The 17234-nt window shown below is 61.1% G+C and carries 21 protein-coding genes; 12 read left to right on the forward strand and 9 right to left on the reverse strand.

What is annotated here, in order from left to right; translation table 11 throughout:
- Window positions 1-59: 59 nt before the first annotated feature.
- Window positions 60-1205 carry a DNA polymerase IV gene (dinB, locus tag AC1RRT_RS07850; RefSeq protein ID WP_493013221.1) on the reverse strand — a complete coding sequence of 382 codons (1146 nt, stop codon included), beginning with the start codon at window positions 1203-1205 and terminating at the stop codon, window positions 60-62.
- 95 nt (window positions 1206-1300) lie between these two features.
- Here dinB and AC1RRT_RS07855 point away from each other — a divergent pair, with 95 nt between their 5' ends.
- On the forward strand, window positions 1301-2365 hold the full coding sequence (locus tag AC1RRT_RS07855; RefSeq protein WP_493013222.1) for an alpha/beta fold hydrolase: 1065 nt from the start codon (window positions 1301-1303) through the stop codon (window positions 2363-2365).
- Between the two features lie 8 nt (window positions 2366-2373).
- Here the strand turns inward: AC1RRT_RS07855 and AC1RRT_RS07860 are convergent, their stop codons facing one another.
- The 3 genes from AC1RRT_RS07860 to AC1RRT_RS07870 form a co-directional block, all read right to left on the reverse strand.
- Window positions 2374-2676, reverse strand: a complete 303-nt coding sequence (locus tag AC1RRT_RS07860; protein ID WP_493013223.1) for a hypothetical protein — start codon at window positions 2674-2676, stop codon at window positions 2374-2376.
- A gap of 9 nt (window positions 2677-2685) precedes the next feature.
- Entirely contained in the window at window positions 2686-3036 is a 351-nt protein-coding gene (locus AC1RRT_RS07865) for a hypothetical protein (protein WP_493013224.1), read from the reverse strand.
- A gap of 145 nt (window positions 3037-3181) precedes the next feature.
- Window positions 3182-3934 (reverse strand): hemerythrin domain-containing protein, encoded by a 753-nt coding sequence (locus AC1RRT_RS07870; protein ID WP_493013225.1) that lies wholly within the window; start codon window positions 3932-3934, stop codon window positions 3182-3184.
- A 295-nt stretch (window positions 3935-4229) separates the two neighbouring features.
- On the opposite strand from AC1RRT_RS07870, the gene AC1RRT_RS07875 reads away from it, so the two are divergent.
- From AC1RRT_RS07875 to AC1RRT_RS07910, 8 genes are all read left to right on the forward strand, one after another.
- Window positions 4230-4634: a hypothetical protein gene (locus AC1RRT_RS07875; RefSeq protein ID WP_493013226.1), complete on the forward strand. Its 405-nt coding sequence runs from the start codon at window positions 4230-4232 to the stop codon at window positions 4632-4634.
- Window positions 4635-4719: 85 nt separating this feature from the next.
- Window positions 4720-5274: a DUF4142 domain-containing protein gene (locus AC1RRT_RS07880; RefSeq protein WP_493013227.1), complete on the forward strand. Its 555-nt coding sequence runs from the start codon at window positions 4720-4722 to the stop codon at window positions 5272-5274.
- A 67-nt stretch (window positions 5275-5341) separates the two neighbouring features.
- On the forward strand, window positions 5342-6100 hold the full coding sequence (gene cobF / locus AC1RRT_RS07885; RefSeq protein ID WP_493013228.1) for a precorrin-6A synthase (deacetylating): 759 nt from the start codon (window positions 5342-5344) through the stop codon (window positions 6098-6100).
- Between the two features lie 18 nt (window positions 6101-6118).
- Entirely contained in the window at window positions 6119-7321 is a 1203-nt protein-coding gene (locus tag AC1RRT_RS07890) for a BaiN/RdsA family NAD(P)/FAD-dependent oxidoreductase (protein WP_493013229.1), read from the forward strand.
- A gap of 263 nt (window positions 7322-7584) precedes the next feature.
- Window positions 7585-8643 carry an ABC transporter ATP-binding protein gene (locus tag AC1RRT_RS07895; RefSeq protein WP_493013230.1) on the forward strand — a complete coding sequence of 353 codons (1059 nt, stop codon included), beginning with the start codon at window positions 7585-7587 and terminating at the stop codon, window positions 8641-8643.
- Between the two features lie 22 nt (window positions 8644-8665).
- Window positions 8666-9970 carry an ABC transporter substrate-binding protein gene (locus AC1RRT_RS07900; protein WP_493013231.1) on the forward strand — a complete coding sequence of 435 codons (1305 nt, stop codon included), beginning with the start codon at window positions 8666-8668 and terminating at the stop codon, window positions 9968-9970.
- Window positions 9971-10065: 95 nt separating this feature from the next.
- On the forward strand, window positions 10066-11019 hold the full coding sequence (locus AC1RRT_RS07905) for a carbohydrate ABC transporter permease (protein WP_493013232.1): 954 nt from the start codon (window positions 10066-10068) through the stop codon (window positions 11017-11019).
- A complete protein-coding gene (locus tag AC1RRT_RS07910; protein WP_493013233.1) occupies window positions 11012-11911 on the forward strand; it encodes a carbohydrate ABC transporter permease in 900 nt (299 codons plus the stop codon). The genes AC1RRT_RS07905 and AC1RRT_RS07910 overlap by 8 nt, the downstream gene beginning before the upstream one ends.
- Window positions 11912-11926: 15 nt before the next feature.
- On the opposite strand, the gene AC1RRT_RS07915 is transcribed toward AC1RRT_RS07910, so the two are convergent.
- Complete coding sequence (locus AC1RRT_RS07915) at window positions 11927-12340, reverse strand: hypothetical protein (RefSeq protein ID WP_493013234.1); 414 nt, start codon at window positions 12338-12340, stop codon at window positions 11927-11929.
- A 79-nt stretch (window positions 12341-12419) separates the two neighbouring features.
- Between AC1RRT_RS07915 and AC1RRT_RS07920 the strand changes: the two genes are divergently transcribed.
- From AC1RRT_RS07920 to AC1RRT_RS07930, 3 genes are all read left to right on the forward strand, one after another.
- The gene (locus AC1RRT_RS07920; protein WP_493013235.1) at window positions 12420-12614 is read left to right on the forward strand and encodes a hypothetical protein; all 195 of its coding nucleotides are present in this window, start codon (window positions 12420-12422) and stop codon (window positions 12612-12614) included.
- A 100-nt stretch (window positions 12615-12714) separates the two neighbouring features.
- A complete protein-coding gene (locus tag AC1RRT_RS07925; protein WP_493013236.1) occupies window positions 12715-13413 on the forward strand; it encodes a response regulator transcription factor in 699 nt (232 codons plus the stop codon).
- Between the two features lie 61 nt (window positions 13414-13474).
- Window positions 13475-14005, forward strand: coding sequence for a hypothetical protein (locus AC1RRT_RS07930; RefSeq protein ID WP_493013237.1), 531 nt, complete (start codon window positions 13475-13477; stop codon window positions 14003-14005).
- Between the two features lie 23 nt (window positions 14006-14028).
- Here the strand turns inward: AC1RRT_RS07930 and AC1RRT_RS07935 are convergent, their stop codons facing one another.
- From AC1RRT_RS07935 to AC1RRT_RS07950, 4 genes are read right to left on the reverse strand one after another with little or no spacing between them, the layout of a single operon-like run.
- Window positions 14029-14208, reverse strand: coding sequence for a hypothetical protein (locus tag AC1RRT_RS07935; protein WP_493013238.1), 180 nt, complete (start codon window positions 14206-14208; stop codon window positions 14029-14031).
- Window positions 14205-14375, reverse strand: coding sequence for a cbb3-type cytochrome oxidase assembly protein CcoS (gene ccoS, locus AC1RRT_RS07940; RefSeq protein ID WP_493013239.1), 171 nt, complete (start codon window positions 14373-14375; stop codon window positions 14205-14207). Before ccoS ends, AC1RRT_RS07935 begins: the two co-directional genes overlap by 4 nt.
- Window positions 14372-16750: a heavy metal translocating P-type ATPase gene (locus tag AC1RRT_RS07945; RefSeq protein WP_493013240.1), complete on the reverse strand. Its 2379-nt coding sequence runs from the start codon at window positions 16748-16750 to the stop codon at window positions 14372-14374. Before AC1RRT_RS07945 ends, ccoS begins: the two co-directional genes overlap by 4 nt.
- Window positions 16747-17229: a FixH family protein gene (locus AC1RRT_RS07950; protein WP_493013241.1), complete on the reverse strand. Its 483-nt coding sequence runs from the start codon at window positions 17227-17229 to the stop codon at window positions 16747-16749. The genes AC1RRT_RS07945 and AC1RRT_RS07950 overlap by 4 nt, the downstream gene beginning before the upstream one ends.
- Between the last annotated feature and the right edge of the window lie 5 nt (window positions 17230-17234).

Genomic DNA, 17234 nt, shown 5'->3' on the forward strand with positions numbered 1-17234 from the left:
TCGTATCCAGTAGATGGCCTGGAGCAATAACGCCCATTCCGGGCGGGAATGGAGCGGTCCTACAAAATCAGCCTCAACTGCGGTTCATCTTCGGCTGGCTGTTCGTCCTCGCCCAGGGAGGACAACGTCACGCCGAGCAGGCGGATGCCCTTGGTGGACGGGAATAGCGGTTGCAGCAGCGTTTCGACGATCTCTGCAATCTCGGCCTCTGACGCCACCGGTGCCGGCAGGGTGCGGCTGCGGGTGATCTGCTGGAAGTCGGCGTATTTTACTTTCAGCGTCACTGTGCGACCGCGGATGTCGGACTTCTCGCAATAGCGCCAGACCTTGGCGATGATCGGCTGCAGCTCGATCTCGGCCTCGCCGCTGGTGAAGAGATCGTCCGAGAAGGTATTCTCTGCCCCCACCGACTTGCGGATGCGATCGGGCCGCACCTGACGTTCGTCGATGCCGCGCGAGATCCAGTAGTAATAGCGCCCGGACTTGCCGAACTGCTGCTGCAGGAACTCCATGGTCTGCGCGCGCAGGTCAAGCCCGGTCTGGATGCCGAGCCGGTTCATCTTTTCAGACGTTGCCGGTCCGATGCCATGGAAACGGCCCACCGGCAGCGTCTCAACAAAAGCCGGACCCGCCTTTGGCGTGATCACGAACAAGCCATCGGGCTTGTTCTGGTCCGATGCCAGCTTGGCTAGGAACTTGTTGTAGGACACGCCGGCCGAGGCGGTGAGCTGTGTCACGGCTTTTATCTTGGCGCGGATTTCCTCGGCGATCTGGGTGGCAGACTCGATGCCCTTCAAGTTTTCGGTGACATCGAGATAGGCCTCGTCGAGCGACAGCGGCTCGATCAGCGGCGTGTATTCGGCAAAGATATCCCTGATCTGCTGCGACACCGCGCGATAAACCGGAAACCGGTGCGGCACGAAAATCAGTTCGGGGCATTTGCGTTTTGCCGTCACCGAGGGCATGGCCGAGCGCACGCCGAACTTGCGCGCCTCATAGGACGCGGCCGCAACCACGCCGCGCTCGCGCGAACCGCCGACGGCCACCGGTTTGCCGCGCAGGTCCGGATTGTCGCGCTGCTCCACCGAGGCGTAGAAGGCATCCATGTCGATATGGATGATCTTGCGTATCCGCTCCTGCGGCATGTCCTGCGGCGAATCCCCGGTCATGCCGGTATGGATACCGGCTTTGTGATCATTGGTCACCGGGTGGCCTGCAAGCTTCCGGTGGATTCCACGGCAAAGCGGACGTAGGCTTTCGGCTTCAGACCGGCGCAGACCGGACTTTCCAGGAGGAAACCATGCACAGTCTTCGCCATGTCACCGCCGTCGCCGCCGCCCTGTTCCTGACAATTCCTGCCATGGCCGCCGACTATCCGGCACCGAAGGACGGCAGCTTTGTCGCCAAGGATTTCAAGTTCCATACCGGTGAGGTGATGCCGGCACTGACGCTGGCCTACAAGACGGTGGGCGAGCCGACCGGCGAACCGGTGCTGATCCTGCATGGTACGGCCGGTTCGGCGCAGAGCATGCTGACCCCGGCCTTTGCGGGCGAACTGTTCGGCGAGGGTCAGCCGCTGGATGCGAAGAAGTATTTCATCATCCTGCCCGATGCCATCGGTGCGGGAAAATCCGGCAAGCCGTCGGACGGCCTGAAGGCGAAATTCCCGCAGTATAACTACGACGACATGGTGGATGCGCAGTATCGCCTGGTCACCGAGGGCTTAGGGATCAAACATCTGCGCCTGGTGCTGGGCAATTCCATGGGCGGCATGCAGACCTGGATCTGGGGTACCAGATATCCCGGCATGATGGATGCGCTGGTGCCAATGGCCTCGCAGCCGACCGAAATGTCGAGCCGCAACTGGATGCTGCGCCGCCTGCTGGTCGATACGGTGCGCAACGATCCCGACTATATGGGCGGCAATTATACCCAGCAGCCAAAATCGATGAAGATGGCCAATCTGTTCTTCGGCATCGCCACCAATGGCGGCACACTGGCCTATCAGCAGCAGGCGCCAACGCGGGCCACGGCCGACAAGTTCGTCGATGACCGGTTGGCCGCACCGTTCAATGCGGATGCAAACGACTTCGTCTATCAATGGGCCTCGTCAGGCGACTACAACCCGGCGCCGAACCTATCGAAGATCAGGGCGCCGCTGCTGGCGATCAACGCCGCCGATGACGAGCGCAACCCGCCCGAGACCGGCGTGATGGCCGAGGCGATGAAAAACGTGAAGGGTGGCAAGGTCTACATCATTCCGGCCAGCTCCGAAACGCGCGGCCATGGCACCACCGGCATGGCGAAGTTCTGGGCTGTGCAACTGAAAGACTTCCTGGCCGGCGCGCCCAAGGTCAACGGCTAGGAGCTTTGTCAGCTACCTCGCCGCTTGCGCGTGGCCGCCGCCTTCTTGGCAGCCTTCTTGCGGGCGATCTTGGGTCGGGCGGCGGAGGCCGCACCGCCTTTCTTGCCGCCCTTCTTCGAGGCACTCTTGTTCTCTGTCTTGCCGCGACCGGACCCGCTCTTCTTGCCGCCGCCGCTTTCCTGATTCACCGTAGCCCAGGCCCTGCGCTCGGCCTCTTTTTTCTTCACGCCGCGCTTTTCGTAACCTTCTTCGATATGCTCGGCCTTGCGCTTCTGCTTGGCTGTGTAACTCGACTTGTCGCCGCGCGGCATCGCCACCTCCTATCGCTGTACTCTCTTCTCCTGCAGCCGGTCGACCAAGTTACGCAGGCCGACGGCCATGTCATCCCGGCTGAGCGGCTGCCCCGAGATGGCAATATCGTCATCAAGCGCGGGGATATGGCGCTGCAGTGCCAAGGCGTCCTCATAAGCCTGATCGAGATTGCCTTCGCCCAGTGCCTCCATCGCGCTCTGGAAGCGCAGGGTTTCATATTGCCTTGGGTCGCGGCCATCTACCTGCAGCGTGTCAACGAAAGTGCCGAGCGCGTTCTGAAGGCATTTGCGCTGCTTCCTCGCCGACAACTGCGCGAAGGCCTGTGGCTCCGGCAGCATCTTGGGCACAACACTGGCCATCGTCAGTCTCCCGCATAAACAGGGCAGGAAGCGAACGCTGCAGGCCGGGCTTTGTTTCGTCGCACTGCCCAAGTTTTATGCCGACTTTACAAACAAAAAACGGGCCCGGCTGCATGGCCAAGCCCGTTTCGCTATCGCCGTGCGGTCAGCGCGTCTTGGCGTATTGGGCCACCAGCTGGCTTTTGCGCTTGGCCATCTTGGCCGCCATGTCATGCATGTCGATACGGCGCCCACGCAGCTTGGGGAACATCTCCTCTTCCTCTTCCTTGACGTGGTGCTTGATGTATTCACTCAGCACTTTCATCTTGGCGTCGTAGAGGTGTTCCGAGGGATCCATACCTTCAATCTGATGGATCAGCTCCTTGGCCGAGGCATGTTCGACAACCGCCTCGTCGACCAGATCATGCTCGATTTCCTTATGGGCCGGCGGATAGAGCAGCTCTTCCTCGATCTGCGTATGAACGCGCAGTTCAAGACAGATTTTGGCGGCAAGCTTGGCTTTATCGGCCTTGCTCTGGGTGTTCTCGAATTCCTCGAACAACGCCTCAACCTCGCGATGATCCTGCTGCAGCAGGGCGATCGCGTCGTCGGGAATATCAGCCACCACCAGGCTGGTCTTCACTTCCTGCGCGGCGCGGCCGACCATGGCGGTCGTCTTGATCGTATCGGCCAGCGCCGTCATGTCCTGGCGTGGCGCCTTCGAGGCCGGCGTGCCGGGAGCGGTGAGACGGCGCGCGGTGGTCTTCGCAGCCGTCTTGCGGCGCGCGGTCACAGCGGTCTTGCGGCGCGCCACCGTCTTCGTGCTGGCCGCAGTCTTGCGACGGGTGGTGGCGGATTTCGTAGTCTTGCGGGCTTTCGTGACAGTGCGGGCCTTGGTTTTTGTGGCGCGTTTGGCCATGGGGCGTCTCCTGGTATGCAATGGAGGTCGCTGGTCGCGACGGGAACAGATGCGAGCTTGTGAACGCGGATGGTCACAGCGCGAAAGCGGCTCGCATACACCATCAACCCGAAACGCCCCTCTTTGGTTCCCCATTGCACGGACAGTGCGGTGTGAGGCGAACGTTGAAGCGCCGCAATGCACCAAAAAGACTTCACGGTTGTTTTAAGAAAAGATCACGGAACAGCATCGTGCATGACACCGTTTGTCGCGCCAACTGAGAGGACTCCGGAAACAGAAACTTCGGGAGGCATGGATGCCGGTCTACTACTTTGTCATCGAGGAAGACGACATCTGGCGTATCCGCGTGCGGGGCAAAACCTATGGCGGCTATCTGACCCGGGACCACGCCCTGCAGCAGGCCATCGCGGCGGCGCGCGAATCCCGGGATGAAACCTATGTGGTGACGCAGCAGACTGCGGCCGGCTATCGCGTCGCCTGGTCGAGCCGCACATCGGAAGCGCCGTCTGCGTCCACCCCTGAACACTCGACCGTCCGAACCCGGATGCAATGGATGGGCGCCGATGAACGGCTGGGTGAGCGCAGGCCCGCCTGTCGCCGCCTGCCCTACCGCCGCAGGCATCATGATCAGGCCAGCCGTTCGGCCATGGAGCCCGCGGCCGAAATCCCAGGGGCGGAAGAATTGCCTGAGTCCTTGTGACAATGTCCGGCGCCACTGGAACAGACGGAACTTGGCGGTAATCCATTCATTCTAGTGGAGGTGGAAATCATGGGAGGATAAGGCCATGAAGCCGTCACTCGTTATCGCCTGCGCGCTGGCTGCCGCCATCGGGGTCAGTGCCTGCGGCACCTATGCCCAGTCCAAAGTGGCCGCCCGGCAGGAGATCGTGACCACCAAGACCTCGACCCCGGCCTATGTGCCGCGCGTGCAGATCGTCACCCAGTTTGAGATCGAGGCCGGCAAAATCGCGATGCAGCGCGCCCAGAAGATAGACGTGCAGCAATTCGCGCGCCGGATGGTGGATGAGCATTCGAAGGCCGCCGCCACCTTCGCCAGAGCTGCCGAGAAATCCGGCCTGAAGGCCAAGCCGGTGGGTCTGGATACCGACCACCTGAACCGGCTGGAGCAGCTGCGCATCGTCTCGGCCTCGGCCTTCGACCGGCTCTATGTCGCCATGCAGATCGAGGCGCATGAAAAGGCTCTGGCGCTGCATCAGGGCTACGCAGCCGCCGGCGACCGGCCGCCGCTGCGCGCCGCGGCGCAGGATAGCATACCGATGGTGCAGGCCCATCTGCAGGATATCCGCAGCATCTCGGGTAGCCTCGGCGCCGAATCCTGAGACCGCCGGCCCTGCCCTCTTAAGGACAGACCTGCTACCCTGCGCCGGTCAGACGGCGGCAGGACCCATGAAGACTATTCTGATCATCGGCATTGGCGCCGGACATCCCGATTACATCACCATGCAGGCGGTGAAGGCGCTCAACCGCACCGACGTGTTCTTCCTGCTCGACAAGGGCGCCGACAAGAACAAGATGATCGCGCTGCGCCGCGACATCTGCGAGCGCTTCATCGACAAGGGTCGTAGCTATCGTTTCGCCGAGGCACAGAGCCCCGATTGGAGCCGCGATGCCGGTGCCTATGGCGCCGTGATCGACAGTCTCAACCGCGACAAGCGGGCAATCTTCGAGCGCCTGATCGCCGAGGAACTGCAGGACGGAGACTGCGGCAGCTTCCTGGTCTGGGGCGACCCCTCGCTTTACGACAGCACCATCCGCATCGTGGAGGAGATCGCCCGCGCCGGCCGGCATGACATTACTTATGAGGTGATTCCCGGCATTAGCAGCCTGCATGCCCTGACCGCCGTTCATCGCACCACCCTGAACCAGATCGGGCAAGGCGTCACGATCACCACCGGGCGTCGCCTGGCGCAGGGCTTTCCCGCCGATGCCGACAGCGCCTTCGTCATGCTGGATGCCGACAATGCCTATGCCACGCTGGATGGCGAGGCCTTTGACATCTACTGGGGCGCCTATATCGGCACGCCCGACGAGATCCTGATCTCAGGGAAACTGGGCGACGTCGCGGAGGAAATCGGCCGCCGGCGCAATGCGGCCAAGACGGCGAATGGCTGGATCATGGACAGCTATCTGCTTAAAAGACGCTGAAGCAACCCGCCTAGGATCATGAGCAGCCCGCACAAGCATCGTGTCGCCGTCATCGGCGGCGGCCCGGCCGGATTGATGGCCGCCGAGGTGATGAGCCGCGCTGGCCTCGCCGTCAGCGTCTTCGACCGCATGCCTAGTCTGGGGCGCAAGCTGCTGATGGCCGGACGCGGCGGCCTCAACATCACCCATTCCGAACCGATCGAGCGTTTCCGCAACCGCTATGGCGCAGCCAGCGACTGGATGCAGCCGTATCTGGATGCCTTTTCGCCGACAGCGCTGGTGCAGTGGTGCGAAGCACTGGGGCAACCGACCTTCACCGGCAGCAGCGGCCGCGTGTTCCCCAAGGCGATGAAGGCAAGCCCGTTGCTGCGCGCCTGGCTGGCACGGCTGGATGACCTGGGCGTACGCATCGTGACGCGCGCGCAGTGGGCCGGCTGGACAGAGGATGGCGCATTGCGGTTTGCCGATGGCACAAGTTTCACCGCAGATGCAACCGTGCTGGCGCTAGGCGGCGCCTCCTGGCCCCGGCTTGGCGCCGATGGCAGCTGGACTGCGCTGCTGCCCGGCATCGCGATTGCGCCACTGCAGCCATCCAATTGCGGTTTCCGCGTCGCATGGTCCGACATGTTCCGCGAGCGTCATGCCGGCGCGCCGCTGAAACACATCGCACTGTCGGTCGACGGCCATGCCGCGCGTGGCGAGGCGATGATCACGGCAGAAGGCATCGAAGGTGGCGCGGTCTATGCGCTCTCCGCTCCCTTGCGCGACGCCATCACCCGCGATGGCGCCGCACGGCTGACGATCGACCTGCGTCCCGACCTGGCTGTGGCGGCCCTGACCAAGGACCTGAAAGAGCCACGGCGCGGCGCATCACTGTCGAATTTCCTGCGCAAGCGCATCAACCTGCCGCCGGTCGCCATCGGCCTGGTGCAGGAAGCCTTGCATGGCGGCGACGCCGCCACACCGCTGGCCGATCTGATCAAGGCGTTGCCACTGCAGTTGACCGAACCCTTTGGCCTGGCGCGAGCAATCTCGACTGCTGGCGGCATTGCCCGCAATGAACTGGATCCGCATCTGATGTTGCGCCATAGACCCGGTGTGTTTGCGGCCGGCGAGATGCTCGACTGGGAAGCGCCCACCGGCGGTTATCTGTTGCAGGGCTGTCTGGCCACCGGCCTGGCGGCTGGCCAGGGCGTGGTGGACTGGCTGCAGCGCCGTTGAGAAATAAGAACGTCCGGCGCATCGACGAAGAGACCGCACCTGACGCCATGCTGCATGTGCACAGGCCGAAGTCGATCGGACATAACACCTTTATCTGTCACGCCATCCATCCAGTCACAGGCTGACAGCTCATCGATATTGCACTGCGGTCAGCACGCGCAGCCGCTCCTCTGTGCGCCTTCCATACTGTGCTTGCTCGCGTCTCCACGCCGGCTATAGGATGCTCCTCAACAAATATATGAGATATAGGGAGGAGTGCCATAATGGCCGGTGTAATCTGCCGCGACGTCCGCAAGGCGTTCGGCGCGACGCATGTGTTGCATGGCGTTTCGATCGATATCCCGGATGGCGAATTTGTCGTCCTTGTGGGACCTTCAGGCTGCGGCAAATCCACCCTTCTGCGCATGATCGCAGGCCTCGAAAACATCACCGGCGGTGAAATTTCGATCGGCGACCGCGTCGTCAACAATGTTCCGCCCAAAGAGCGTGACGTGGCGATGGTGTTCCAGAACTACGCGCTCTATCCCCATATGACCGTCGAGGCCAACATGGCCTTCTCGATGATGCTGCGCGGCGCCGAGAAAAGCGAAATCGACGAACGCGTTCAGCAGGCCGCTAATATCCTGGGCCTGAAACCGCTGCTGGAACGCTATCCGCGCCAACTTTCGGGTGGCCAGCGCCAGCGCGTCGCGATGGGCCGCGCCATCGTCCGCGATCCGCAGGTCTTCCTGTTCGATGAGCCGCTGTCCAACCTCGATGCCAAGCTGCGCGTCGCGATGCGGACCGAGATCAAGGAACTCCATCAACGCCTCAAAACCACCACTGTCTATGTGACGCATGATCAGGTTGAAGCCATGACCATGGCCGATCGGATCGTCGTCATGCATGACGGCCGCGTCGAACAGATCGGCGCGCCGCTCGACCTGTATGACCGTCCGGACAACCAGTTCGTGGCTGGCTTCATCGGTTCACCCGCCATGAATTTCGTGCGTGGCACGATCAACGGCGGAGGCTTCGAGGGCCAGGGCGGTATCCACCTACCCCTGTCGACGGCACCCAGCGGATCCGCCGGCCGGCCGGCCGTCTATGGCATCCGGCCCGAGCATTTCGCCCTCGCCGCTGACGGCGTGGAAGCGGAAGTCCGCGTGGTCGAGCCGACCGGATCGGAAATCATGGTCGCCGCCAAGCTCGGCGGTGAAGATGTCATCGCCGTGTTTCATGAACGTCACCAATTCAAGCCGGGCGACAAGATCCGGCTCAAACCCAACCCGGGGCTTGTCCACCTGTTTGATACCTCGACTGGAAAAAGGCTGAATGCCTGATAATCAACGGAGGAAGCGACTGATGAAAGATGTGACTCGCCGTACATTCGTTCAGGGCTCTGCTGCTGCCGCTATGCTCAGCAGCACCGCGTTCTTTGATTGGGCCAAAGCCTGGGCGCAGACCGCGCCCTGGAAACCGGAAGCCGGCGCCAAACTCAACCTGATGCGCTGGCGTCGTTTCGTCGAAGCCGAAGATGTCGCCTTCATGAAGATGGTCGAGGCCTTCAAGGCGGCGACCGGTGTGGAAATCACCGTCTCCAACGAATCTTATGACGACATCCAGCCGAAGGCTTCGGTGGTCGCCAATACTGGCCAGGGCCTCGACATGGTCTGGGGCCTGTATTCGCTGCCCCATCTCTTCCCGGCAAAATGCCTGGATGTGAGCGACGTGGCCGATTATCTCGGCAAGAAATACGGTGGCTGGGTGCCGTCGGCCGAAGCCTATGGCAAGTCGGGCGGCAAGTGGATCTGCATCCCGATCGCCAGCACCGGCGGCCTGATCAACTACCGCATCTCCTCGATGGAAAAGGCCGGCTTCAAGGAATTCCCCAAGGATACGGGCGGCATGCTTGAACTGGTGAAGGCCCTGAAGAAGAACAACACGCCGGCCGGTTTCGCGCTCGGCCACGCGTCGGGTGACGCCAATACCTGGCTGCACTGGGCCCTGTGGTCGCATGGTGGCAATCTGGTCGACAAGGACGACAAGGTCATTATCAACTCGCCCGAAACGGCCAAGTCGCTGGAATTCGTGAAGGCTCTCTATGAGAACTTCATCCCCGGCACGGCGTCGTGGAACGACTCGTCGAACAACAAGATCTTCGTGTCCGGCGATCTTCACCTCACCTCGAACGGCATTTCGGTCTACGTAGCGGCCCAAAAGGAAAACAAGGCTGTCGCCGACGACATGAACCATGCCTACCTGCCGATCGGCCCGGTGGGTAAACCCACCGAACTGCATCTGGCCTTCCCGATCCTCACCTTCAACTTCACCAAGGCTCCGCAGGCCTGCAAGGCCTTCACCGCCTTCATGCTGGAAGCGGTGAACTTCAATCCGTGGATCGAGTCGGCGCAGGGCTACCTGACGCACTTCCTGAACGAATACGACAAGAACCCGGTCTGGATGGCCGATCCGAAGCGCACGCCGTATCGTGACGTCTGCAAGCGCACGCTTACGCCGGGCGGTCTGGGTACGCTGGGCGAGAAGGCCGCGGCTGCGATCGCCGACTTCATCGTCGTCGACATGTTCGCCAACTATGCGACCGGTCGCGAGGACATCAAGGGTGCCATCGCCGTTGCAGAACGACAGGCAAAACGTATCTACCGCTGACGCTAACGGTCACGGGCGGCTTCCGCCCGTGACCGTCTGCTTTTCCATCGACGGTATTGATACTGGCGGCATTGAACGGGAACAGCATGGTTGATGTGATCGATAAACCCACGGTACGGCGCCCGCCGCAGAAGATCGAGGTCAGCGCCTGGAGCCAGCTCAAGTCAAACCGGACCTGGCTTGGATACTGGTTCATGCTGCCCGCGCTCGGCATCCTCGTACTCTTTCTCGCCTATCCACTGGGCTTGGGCGTCTGGCTGTCCTTCACCGATACCAAGATCGGTCGCGGCGGCGTATTCATTGGTTTCGAGAATTACGAATGGCTGCAGGGTGATTCGACCTTCTGGCTGTCGGTCTTCAACACGCTGCTCTACACGATCCTCGCCAGCGCCGTGAAGTTTGTCGCCGGGCTCTATCTGGCGCTGCTGCTCAACAAGCATATTCCCTTCAAAGCCCTGATCCGGGCTGCCGTGCTGATCCCCTTCATCGTGCCAACGGTGCTTTCGGCCATCGCCTTCTGGTGGATCTACGACTCGCAGTTCTCGATCATTTCATGGTCGCTGAAGAAGATGGGCTTGATCACGGCCAACATCGATTTCCTGGGTGACCCCTGGAACGCCCGCTGGTCGACCATCTTCGCCAATATCTGGCGCGGCGTACCTTTTGTCGCGATCACGCTGCTGGCCGGCCTGCAGACCGTCTCGCCGTCGCTCTACGAAGCGGCGACACTGGACGGCGCCACGCCTTGGCAGCGTTTCCGCCACATCACCTACCCGCTGCTTACACCGATCATCGCGGTGGTGATGACCTTCTCGGTGCTGTTCACCTTCACCGACTTCCAGTTGATCTGGGCGATGACGCGCGGCGGACCGGTGAATGCCACGCATCTCATGGCCACGCTGTCCTATCAGCGCGGCATCATCGCCGGACAACTCGGCGAGGGTGCAGCCATCGCCACCGCCATGATCCCCTTCCTGCTGGGCGCGATCATGATTTCCTGGTTCGGTCTGCAACGCCGCAAATGGCAGCAGGGGTCTGACAATGACTGATACCGCAAAACCCATGGACGCACCCCGCGACGACCATTCCGAGGGCATGAGCTACCTGGAATCGATCCCGCGACGGCTGGTCACGCTGTATCTGCCACTTGTCATCTTCCTGGTCATTCTGCTGTTCCCGTTTTACTGGATGGCGCTCACATCCGTGAAGCCGAATGAACAGCTGCTGGATATGGATCGTGTCAGCCCGTTCTGGACCTGGGAGCCGACACTCCAGCACATCAAGAAGCTTCTGTTTGAATCGAACTATCCGCGATGGCTGTGGAACACCATGTATGTCGCCGCCGCAGCGACGGCCTTGTCGATTTTCGCCAGTGTGCTAGCCGCCTATGCGATCGTACGCCTGCGCTTCAAGGGGGCGCAGACCGTCGGCGGGCTGATCTTCCTCGCCTATCTCGTGCCACCATCGATTCTGTTCATTCCGCTGGCGACCGTCGTCTATAACTATGGTCTTTTCGACAGCCCGCTGTCGCTGATCCTGGTCTACCCGACGATCCTGATCCCGTTTTCCACCTGGCTGCTGATGGGCTACTTCAAGACCATTCCCTTCGAGCTGGAGGAATGCGCCCTGATCGACGGTGCGTCGCGCTGGCAGATTCTCACCCGGATCGTGCTGCCGCTTTCCGTACCGGGGCTTATCTCGGCCTTCATATTCTGTTTCACGCTGTGCTGGAACGAGTTCATCTACGCGCTCACCTTCCTGCAGTCGGCGCAGAACAAGACTGTGCCCGTGGCCATCGTCAACGAATTCGTCGATGGCGATATCTACCGCTGGGGTTCGCTGATGGCCGGCGCCCTCGTCGGATCACTGCCGCTCGTGGTGCTTTATGCTTTCTTTGTCGAGCATTACGTCTCAGCCATGACAGGCGCCGTCAAAGAATAAAGTGTGCCAAGGCCCTCATGCGGCGGAAGGACGCTTTATCGCGGGTCCGGCAACCTCACAGCATGCCAATACAAGTGCGTCCAGAATCGCGGCCAGAAGGCCAATCTTCTTCTGAGCGGAGATTGCCTCCAGGGCATCCACCGGCACTTCACCGGCGATCCTGATCAATTGCCCTAGTTCATGGCCGAATATCGAATCATGCGACCACGCGGTCGGGGATCGGGCTATCTCTCTGCTTTCCTGTTCAATGGACAGCAGCGCATGGAACAGATTCTGGACTGTGGCCAGCCATTCTTCTGATCGGCAGGGCTCCTGGCATAGGCCGGCATCAACCTTGAGGCCGGCGAGAAAGCTGCTGGCGCCGCTGAAATCAACAGCCCGGTCGCGGCTTTTTTCATCATTGTCGCGGGGAGATCGTGCAGGGAACATCGAAGAATCCTTCCGATTCGTATTCTTCAGCGCGCTTTACGCCCGGCCCCATCGAATCATGGGGCACGCGGCAGGATTGATGGCCATAACCGACGGATATTTGAAATCAACAGATGATGATGCCCATGCCGGCATCGGTGCGGTCGAGAGACATCTGTTAATCAGTTGCAGTGGCAACTTTGGCAGGCACTCCGGTCTCGGACAATTTGCCGAGCAGGCAGATTTATTACTGTATTTCAAGGATCAGCAAATAATGACCCCGTGCGGCGATTGATTCAGGTCAAACATGCTCAGCATTACGGGGCCTAAAGTGCCCTCTACGCCATCCGGCAAGTCCTCGCGAAAAAAGAATTCCGCAGGGAACAGGGAGATCCATGTCAAGCAGTCACTCCATTCTCATCGTGGACGACAATCCGCGTATCCGTTCATATCTGACAGCATTGTTGTCAACCGAGGACTATTGCGTTTACGAGGCCGCCGACGGGGAAACCGCCCTCACGACCCTTCGCCAGAAGCCCGTTGACCTGATCCTGCTCGACATGGAGATGCCGGGCCTGTCCGGCCTGCGTGTGCTGGCAGAACTGCGGACCTTTTGGCATGGCCCCGTGATCATCGTTTCCGGTGTGGATGCGATCAGCTCCAAGGTCAGCGCTCTTGATGAAGGCGCCAATGACTATGTGGAGAAGCCATTCGATGGCACGGAGCTTCTTGCGCGCGTGCGGGCCAATCTACGTAAACCCCATGATGCAGGGAAAATAACGACCGACGGTAATATCGAGATGGATGTCTCGCTCGGCATCGTGCGGCGCAATGGCAGGCCAATCCGCCTGTCGCGCATGGAAGCCATCCTGATGATGGCCCTTTCCCGCCGTAACGGCGTCGCAATTACGCCCGAACAGCTCACCACTGAATTATGGGGGCGTGATGACGAGCACTCGCGGCACACACTTCGCGTCCTGGTACGAAAACTTCGCCTTAAAGTCGAGCGCGACCCTCAGTCGCCGAAGATCATCCTGACGAGCAAAGCCGGCTATCGCATTGCCATAGAAAGCAAAGAAGAAGCTTCCGCATAGATTCGTGCCGTTTACATCTGGTGACTTCCGGGTCTTTCCCAACCCGACATAGAATGCACCCATGAGAACGACATCAAACCTGAAGCATGCTCATGAGTATCCCGCATGGGATTTCTCAGCCATTATCATCGTTATGCCCGGCCAGATCTTTCATAAGAAAGATACCTCCGTCCGGGCAATACTGACGCACAAGCTGCGTGATGGCCTGACACAAAGCCTGAACGAGTTTAAGGGCAAAATCTGCGGCGTTGTCATGGATATCGATCTGCTGCAGATCAGCAACCATCCAGCACTCGAATCCGCTTTTCATGCATTGATGACACGCACCGAACGGCATGCGATTGTCTGTGCGGACCGAATTGACGAACGCGACAAGAGCAGTTCAGCCCTCACCATCGCTCAGTCCTTGATCGAGAAGTCCGGGCTGCGCCCGGGGTATGACACGATATGCCTTACCGGATCCGGCTGGGATGGAACGGACAAGCCTGTGGATTTGCTGGCCTATGCCTTCCGTGGCCTGGGATTCCAGACAATCCTGGATCCGAACGTGCGGCTTCCGGGCGCACGGCATCGCTCCCGCGCACATTCATAAGCCCGGCAGTAAAATCCACTGGGCTATTTGTTTGCCCGGTCAATGGCAAAGAAGCTGTAAAAGATCGCAAAGGCGGCCAGAGCAAGACCAAAGACCTGCATCGTCAGGTCGACGGCCTGGGCCGCCATGACAATGCCCAGCATGCCAAGAATGATCAGAAAGCCCGCCATAAGGGCATAGCCGAAAGATTCGTTGTTCTTCATTTCTGCCTTCCTTCGCGCAGTCGCGCATCAGCATCGTCAAACAGGATTCGCGCGCCGGCGGCATTCAGGTCGTCGAATTGACCATCCGAGATCGCCCACAGGAATCCGGCGATTCCAGCAACACCAAGCAATAATGCAACCGGTATGAGCAGCAACAGGATCGTCATGGTGCGTCCTTCCGGTTGAAGAGCTCCAGGCGGAGCGAATTGAGCACAACCACCAGCGAAGATGATGACATGGCGATGGCCGCGATCAACGGCGTGACCAGGCCCGCAATGGCCAGAGGCACGGCAAAAAGGTTGTACAGAAGGGAGAAGGCGATGTTCTGCCGGCACAGAGCCTGACTGCGCGCCGCCACATCCAGAAACTCCAGGACCGACACCAGCTTTTCGCCTTGGAAAACCGCATCAGCGGCATTCTGTGCGATGTCGATGCCACTGGCCGGGGAGAGCGAAGCGTCGGCATGGCCGAGCGCCGGCGCGTCATTCAGCCCGTCGCCCACCATCAGCACGCGACGGCCCTGTTGTTTCAGCGCCAGGATGAAATCGACTTTGTCTTTCGGCGTGACGCCAGATTGCCACTCCCCGATATCCAGCTTCCCCGCCACGGCTGAAGCGGCATCGCGATGATCGCCGGACAGCATGATGACGCGCCGGCCCTGCCGCCGCAGGCTGTCGATCACCGTGATCGCATCCCTGCGGAGATCGTCGCGGAAGCGGAAACGGTATGGCGGCCGGCCAGGCTGCGTCAGCCACAACTCACTGCAGCCATCGCGCCCATCCGGCACAACACCGGTGAACATGGCATTGCCAAGGCGGCATTCCCCATCAGCGCCTGCCAGAATCAGGCCTTGCCCGGGAACCTCCTGCATATCCACCGACGACAACGCACCATCATAGGCGGCGGTCAAGGCCAGGCAGAGCGGATGCCGGCTGCGACTTGCCATAGCGGCCGCCAACGGCAGCCGGGCGATACCCTCGCCGTCCAGCGCAGCTAGGACCGGCTTGCCCATCGTCAGCGTACCGGTCTTGTCGAACACAACTGTGTCGATGGCGGCGGCACGCTCGAGCGCGGTGGCGGATTTCAACAGGATACCGTGCCGCATCAGACGGCTGCTGGCGACGACCTGGACCACGGGAACGGCAAGCGCCAGAGCACAGGGGCAGGTGATGATCAGAACAGCGGCTGAAATCAGGATGGCCGCGCGCCAGTCGGCATCACCCAGCAGCATCCAGCCGGCAAGGCTCAAGAGCGCCGTGACATGGACGACCGGCGCATACCAACGTGCCACCTGCTCAGCCAGGCGGACAAAGCGCCCCCTGCCCTGCTCCGCCGCTTCCAGCAGGCGGGTCATCTCGCCAACGCGGGTATCAGGCCCCACCGCATTGACCCGCACGGTCAGCGGCGCATCGATATTGATTTCGCCGGCATAGACGGCGTCACCCGGTGCGACGGCGCGCGGGAGGCTTTCGCCGCTCAGGAGGCTGGAATCCGTTGAAGACCGACCGTCGCAGACAAGTCCGTCAACCCCGATGCGCTCCCCGGTCGCCACCAGAACCCGATCCCCGATTGCCAGACGGCTGGCGGGGCGCTGCATGCTTCCGGAATCCGTCAGGACCGTTACGGGCCGGGTCGTCATGGCCAGCAGCTGCTGCGCGGTCCGGCGCGCGAAACCGCGGGCGCGAAGATCGAGATAGCGACCGACAAGCAGGAAGAACAGCAGCGTCACGGCAGCGTCGAAATAGGCATGCGGACCGGAGCGCATGACTTCCGCCAGGCTGACGATCACGGCGAGTGTAACGCCGATGGAAATCGGGACATCCATATTGGTGCGACGATGACGGATCGCATGAAAAGCCGACCGGAAGAACGGCTGCCCGGCATAAGCGATCGCGGGGACCGCCAGCATGCCGGAGATGACATGGAACAGGTCGCGGGTATGCGGCCCCATGCCATCCGCATGCCCCGACCAGATGGATACCGACAGCAGCATGATATTGGCGGCCGCGAACCCGGCCACAGCCATGGCGCGCAACAGGCCACGCTCTTCCGTCGCGGTTTCTGTTTCCAGTGCGGAAACGTCGACCGGGCGGCAGCGATAGCCGAGCTTCTCGACCACGGCGACAAGACGCGCCGCGTCTGCGTTACTGCCGGACCAATCCACGGTCAGACGGCTGGTTGCAGAGGACAAGCGTGCGCGCGCCACGGTCGGCTGCGCCCGCAGGGCATGTTCGATCAGCCATAGGCAGGCCGCACAATGCAGGCCATCCACCAGCACCGACAGACGCAAGCCACTCTCAGACAGCGGTGTGCAGAATTCCCGCCAGTCGATAGTTGTTCCGGTTTCGGCAGCAACGGGCGTTGCCCGGCTGCGCAGCTGGTAATACTGCTCGAGGCCCAGCCCCGTGATCAAGGTATGCGCCGTGGCGCAACCGGTGCAGCAGAAGCGGTCATCGCCGCGCGACGGTTCGCCGCAATGGAGGCATGTGCCGTCCACAGCAATCACCGATGATGGTGCGCGAACAGCCTGCGCCGTCATCATGGCACCTGAATCCGGTCGGCCGCGACGAAGCGGCGATCGCCCTGAGTCGCGGTCATATGCAGATCCCACAGGCCGGCACGCGGCAACATCACGGACCCGGCGTAAACACCGCCGCCACGATCCTGCAAGACGACCGTCACGCCGGGGAGTTTTTCCACCGGCCGCTCCAGGCTTGCCGTCAGCGATAACCCTCCCAGGGCAGCGCCGGCGCTGTTGGACCATTGCACCTGCAACAGGATCGATCCGTCCCTGCCTGACGCAACCGAAACGCTGTGCTTCCAGTCCAGGCGCTGCTGTTCGATCAGGGCTTTCTTGTTTTCGTTATACTCGATGCCCTTGGTATAGGGATGCGCCACGACCAGTCCACTGAAGGTTTTGACCGCGGCGACGATCAGAATCCCGTTGACGGCTATAATAACAAGGAACCCCAGAATGAAGATCGAGGGTATCCAGCGCTGCCTGATCATGGATTTCAGCATGATGG

The sequence above is a fragment of the Ferrovibrio sp. GW821-FHT12B10 genome, from assembly GCF_058807515.1.

Coding starts and splice junctions, on each gene's coding strand:
- AC1RRT_RS07930 (WP_493013237.1), top strand. CDS start 13,475: ATGAGAACGACATCAAACCTGAAGCATGCTCATGAGTATCCCGCATGG.
- AC1RRT_RS07880 (WP_493013227.1), top strand. CDS start 4,720: ATGAAGCCGTCACTCGTTATCGCCTGCGCGCTGGCTGCCGCCATCGGG.
- AC1RRT_RS07890 (WP_493013229.1), top strand. CDS start 6,119: ATGAGCAGCCCGCACAAGCATCGTGTCGCCGTCATCGGCGGCGGCCCG.
- AC1RRT_RS07895 (WP_493013230.1), top strand. CDS start 7,585: ATGGCCGGTGTAATCTGCCGCGACGTCCGCAAGGCGTTCGGCGCGACG.
- AC1RRT_RS07875 (WP_493013226.1), top strand. CDS start 4,230: ATGCCGGTCTACTACTTTGTCATCGAGGAAGACGACATCTGGCGTATC.
- AC1RRT_RS07900 (WP_493013231.1), top strand. CDS start 8,666: ATGAAAGATGTGACTCGCCGTACATTCGTTCAGGGCTCTGCTGCTGCC.
- AC1RRT_RS07865 (WP_493013224.1), bottom strand. CDS start 3,036: ATGGCCAGTGTTGTGCCCAAGATGCTGCCGGAGCCACAGGCCTTCGCG.
- cobF (WP_493013228.1), top strand. CDS start 5,342: ATGAAGACTATTCTGATCATCGGCATTGGCGCCGGACATCCCGATTAC.
- AC1RRT_RS07925 (WP_493013236.1), top strand. CDS start 12,715: ATGTCAAGCAGTCACTCCATTCTCATCGTGGACGACAATCCGCGTATC.
- AC1RRT_RS07920 (WP_493013235.1), top strand. CDS start 12,420: ATGGCCATAACCGACGGATATTTGAAATCAACAGATGATGATGCCCAT.
- AC1RRT_RS07915 (WP_493013234.1), bottom strand. CDS start 12,340: ATGTTCCCTGCACGATCTCCCCGCGACAATGATGAAAAAAGCCGCGAC.
- AC1RRT_RS07950 (WP_493013241.1), bottom strand. CDS start 17,229: ATGCTGAAATCCATGATCAGGCAGCGCTGGATACCCTCGATCTTCATT.
- AC1RRT_RS07870 (WP_493013225.1), bottom strand. CDS start 3,934: ATGGCCAAACGCGCCACAAAAACCAAGGCCCGCACTGTCACGAAAGCC.
- AC1RRT_RS07860 (WP_493013223.1), bottom strand. CDS start 2,676: ATGCCGCGCGGCGACAAGTCGAGTTACACAGCCAAGCAGAAGCGCAAG.
- AC1RRT_RS07910 (WP_493013233.1), top strand. CDS start 11,012: ATGACTGATACCGCAAAACCCATGGACGCACCCCGCGACGACCATTCC.
- AC1RRT_RS07855 (WP_493013222.1), top strand. CDS start 1,301: ATGCACAGTCTTCGCCATGTCACCGCCGTCGCCGCCGCCCTGTTCCTG.
- AC1RRT_RS07945 (WP_493013240.1), bottom strand. CDS start 16,750: ATGATGACGGCGCAGGCTGTTCGCGCACCATCATCGGTGATTGCTGTG.
- ccoS (WP_493013239.1), bottom strand. CDS start 14,375: ATGACGATCCTGTTGCTGCTCATACCGGTTGCATTATTGCTTGGTGTT.
- AC1RRT_RS07935 (WP_493013238.1), bottom strand. CDS start 14,208: ATGAAGAACAACGAATCTTTCGGCTATGCCCTTATGGCGGGCTTTCTG.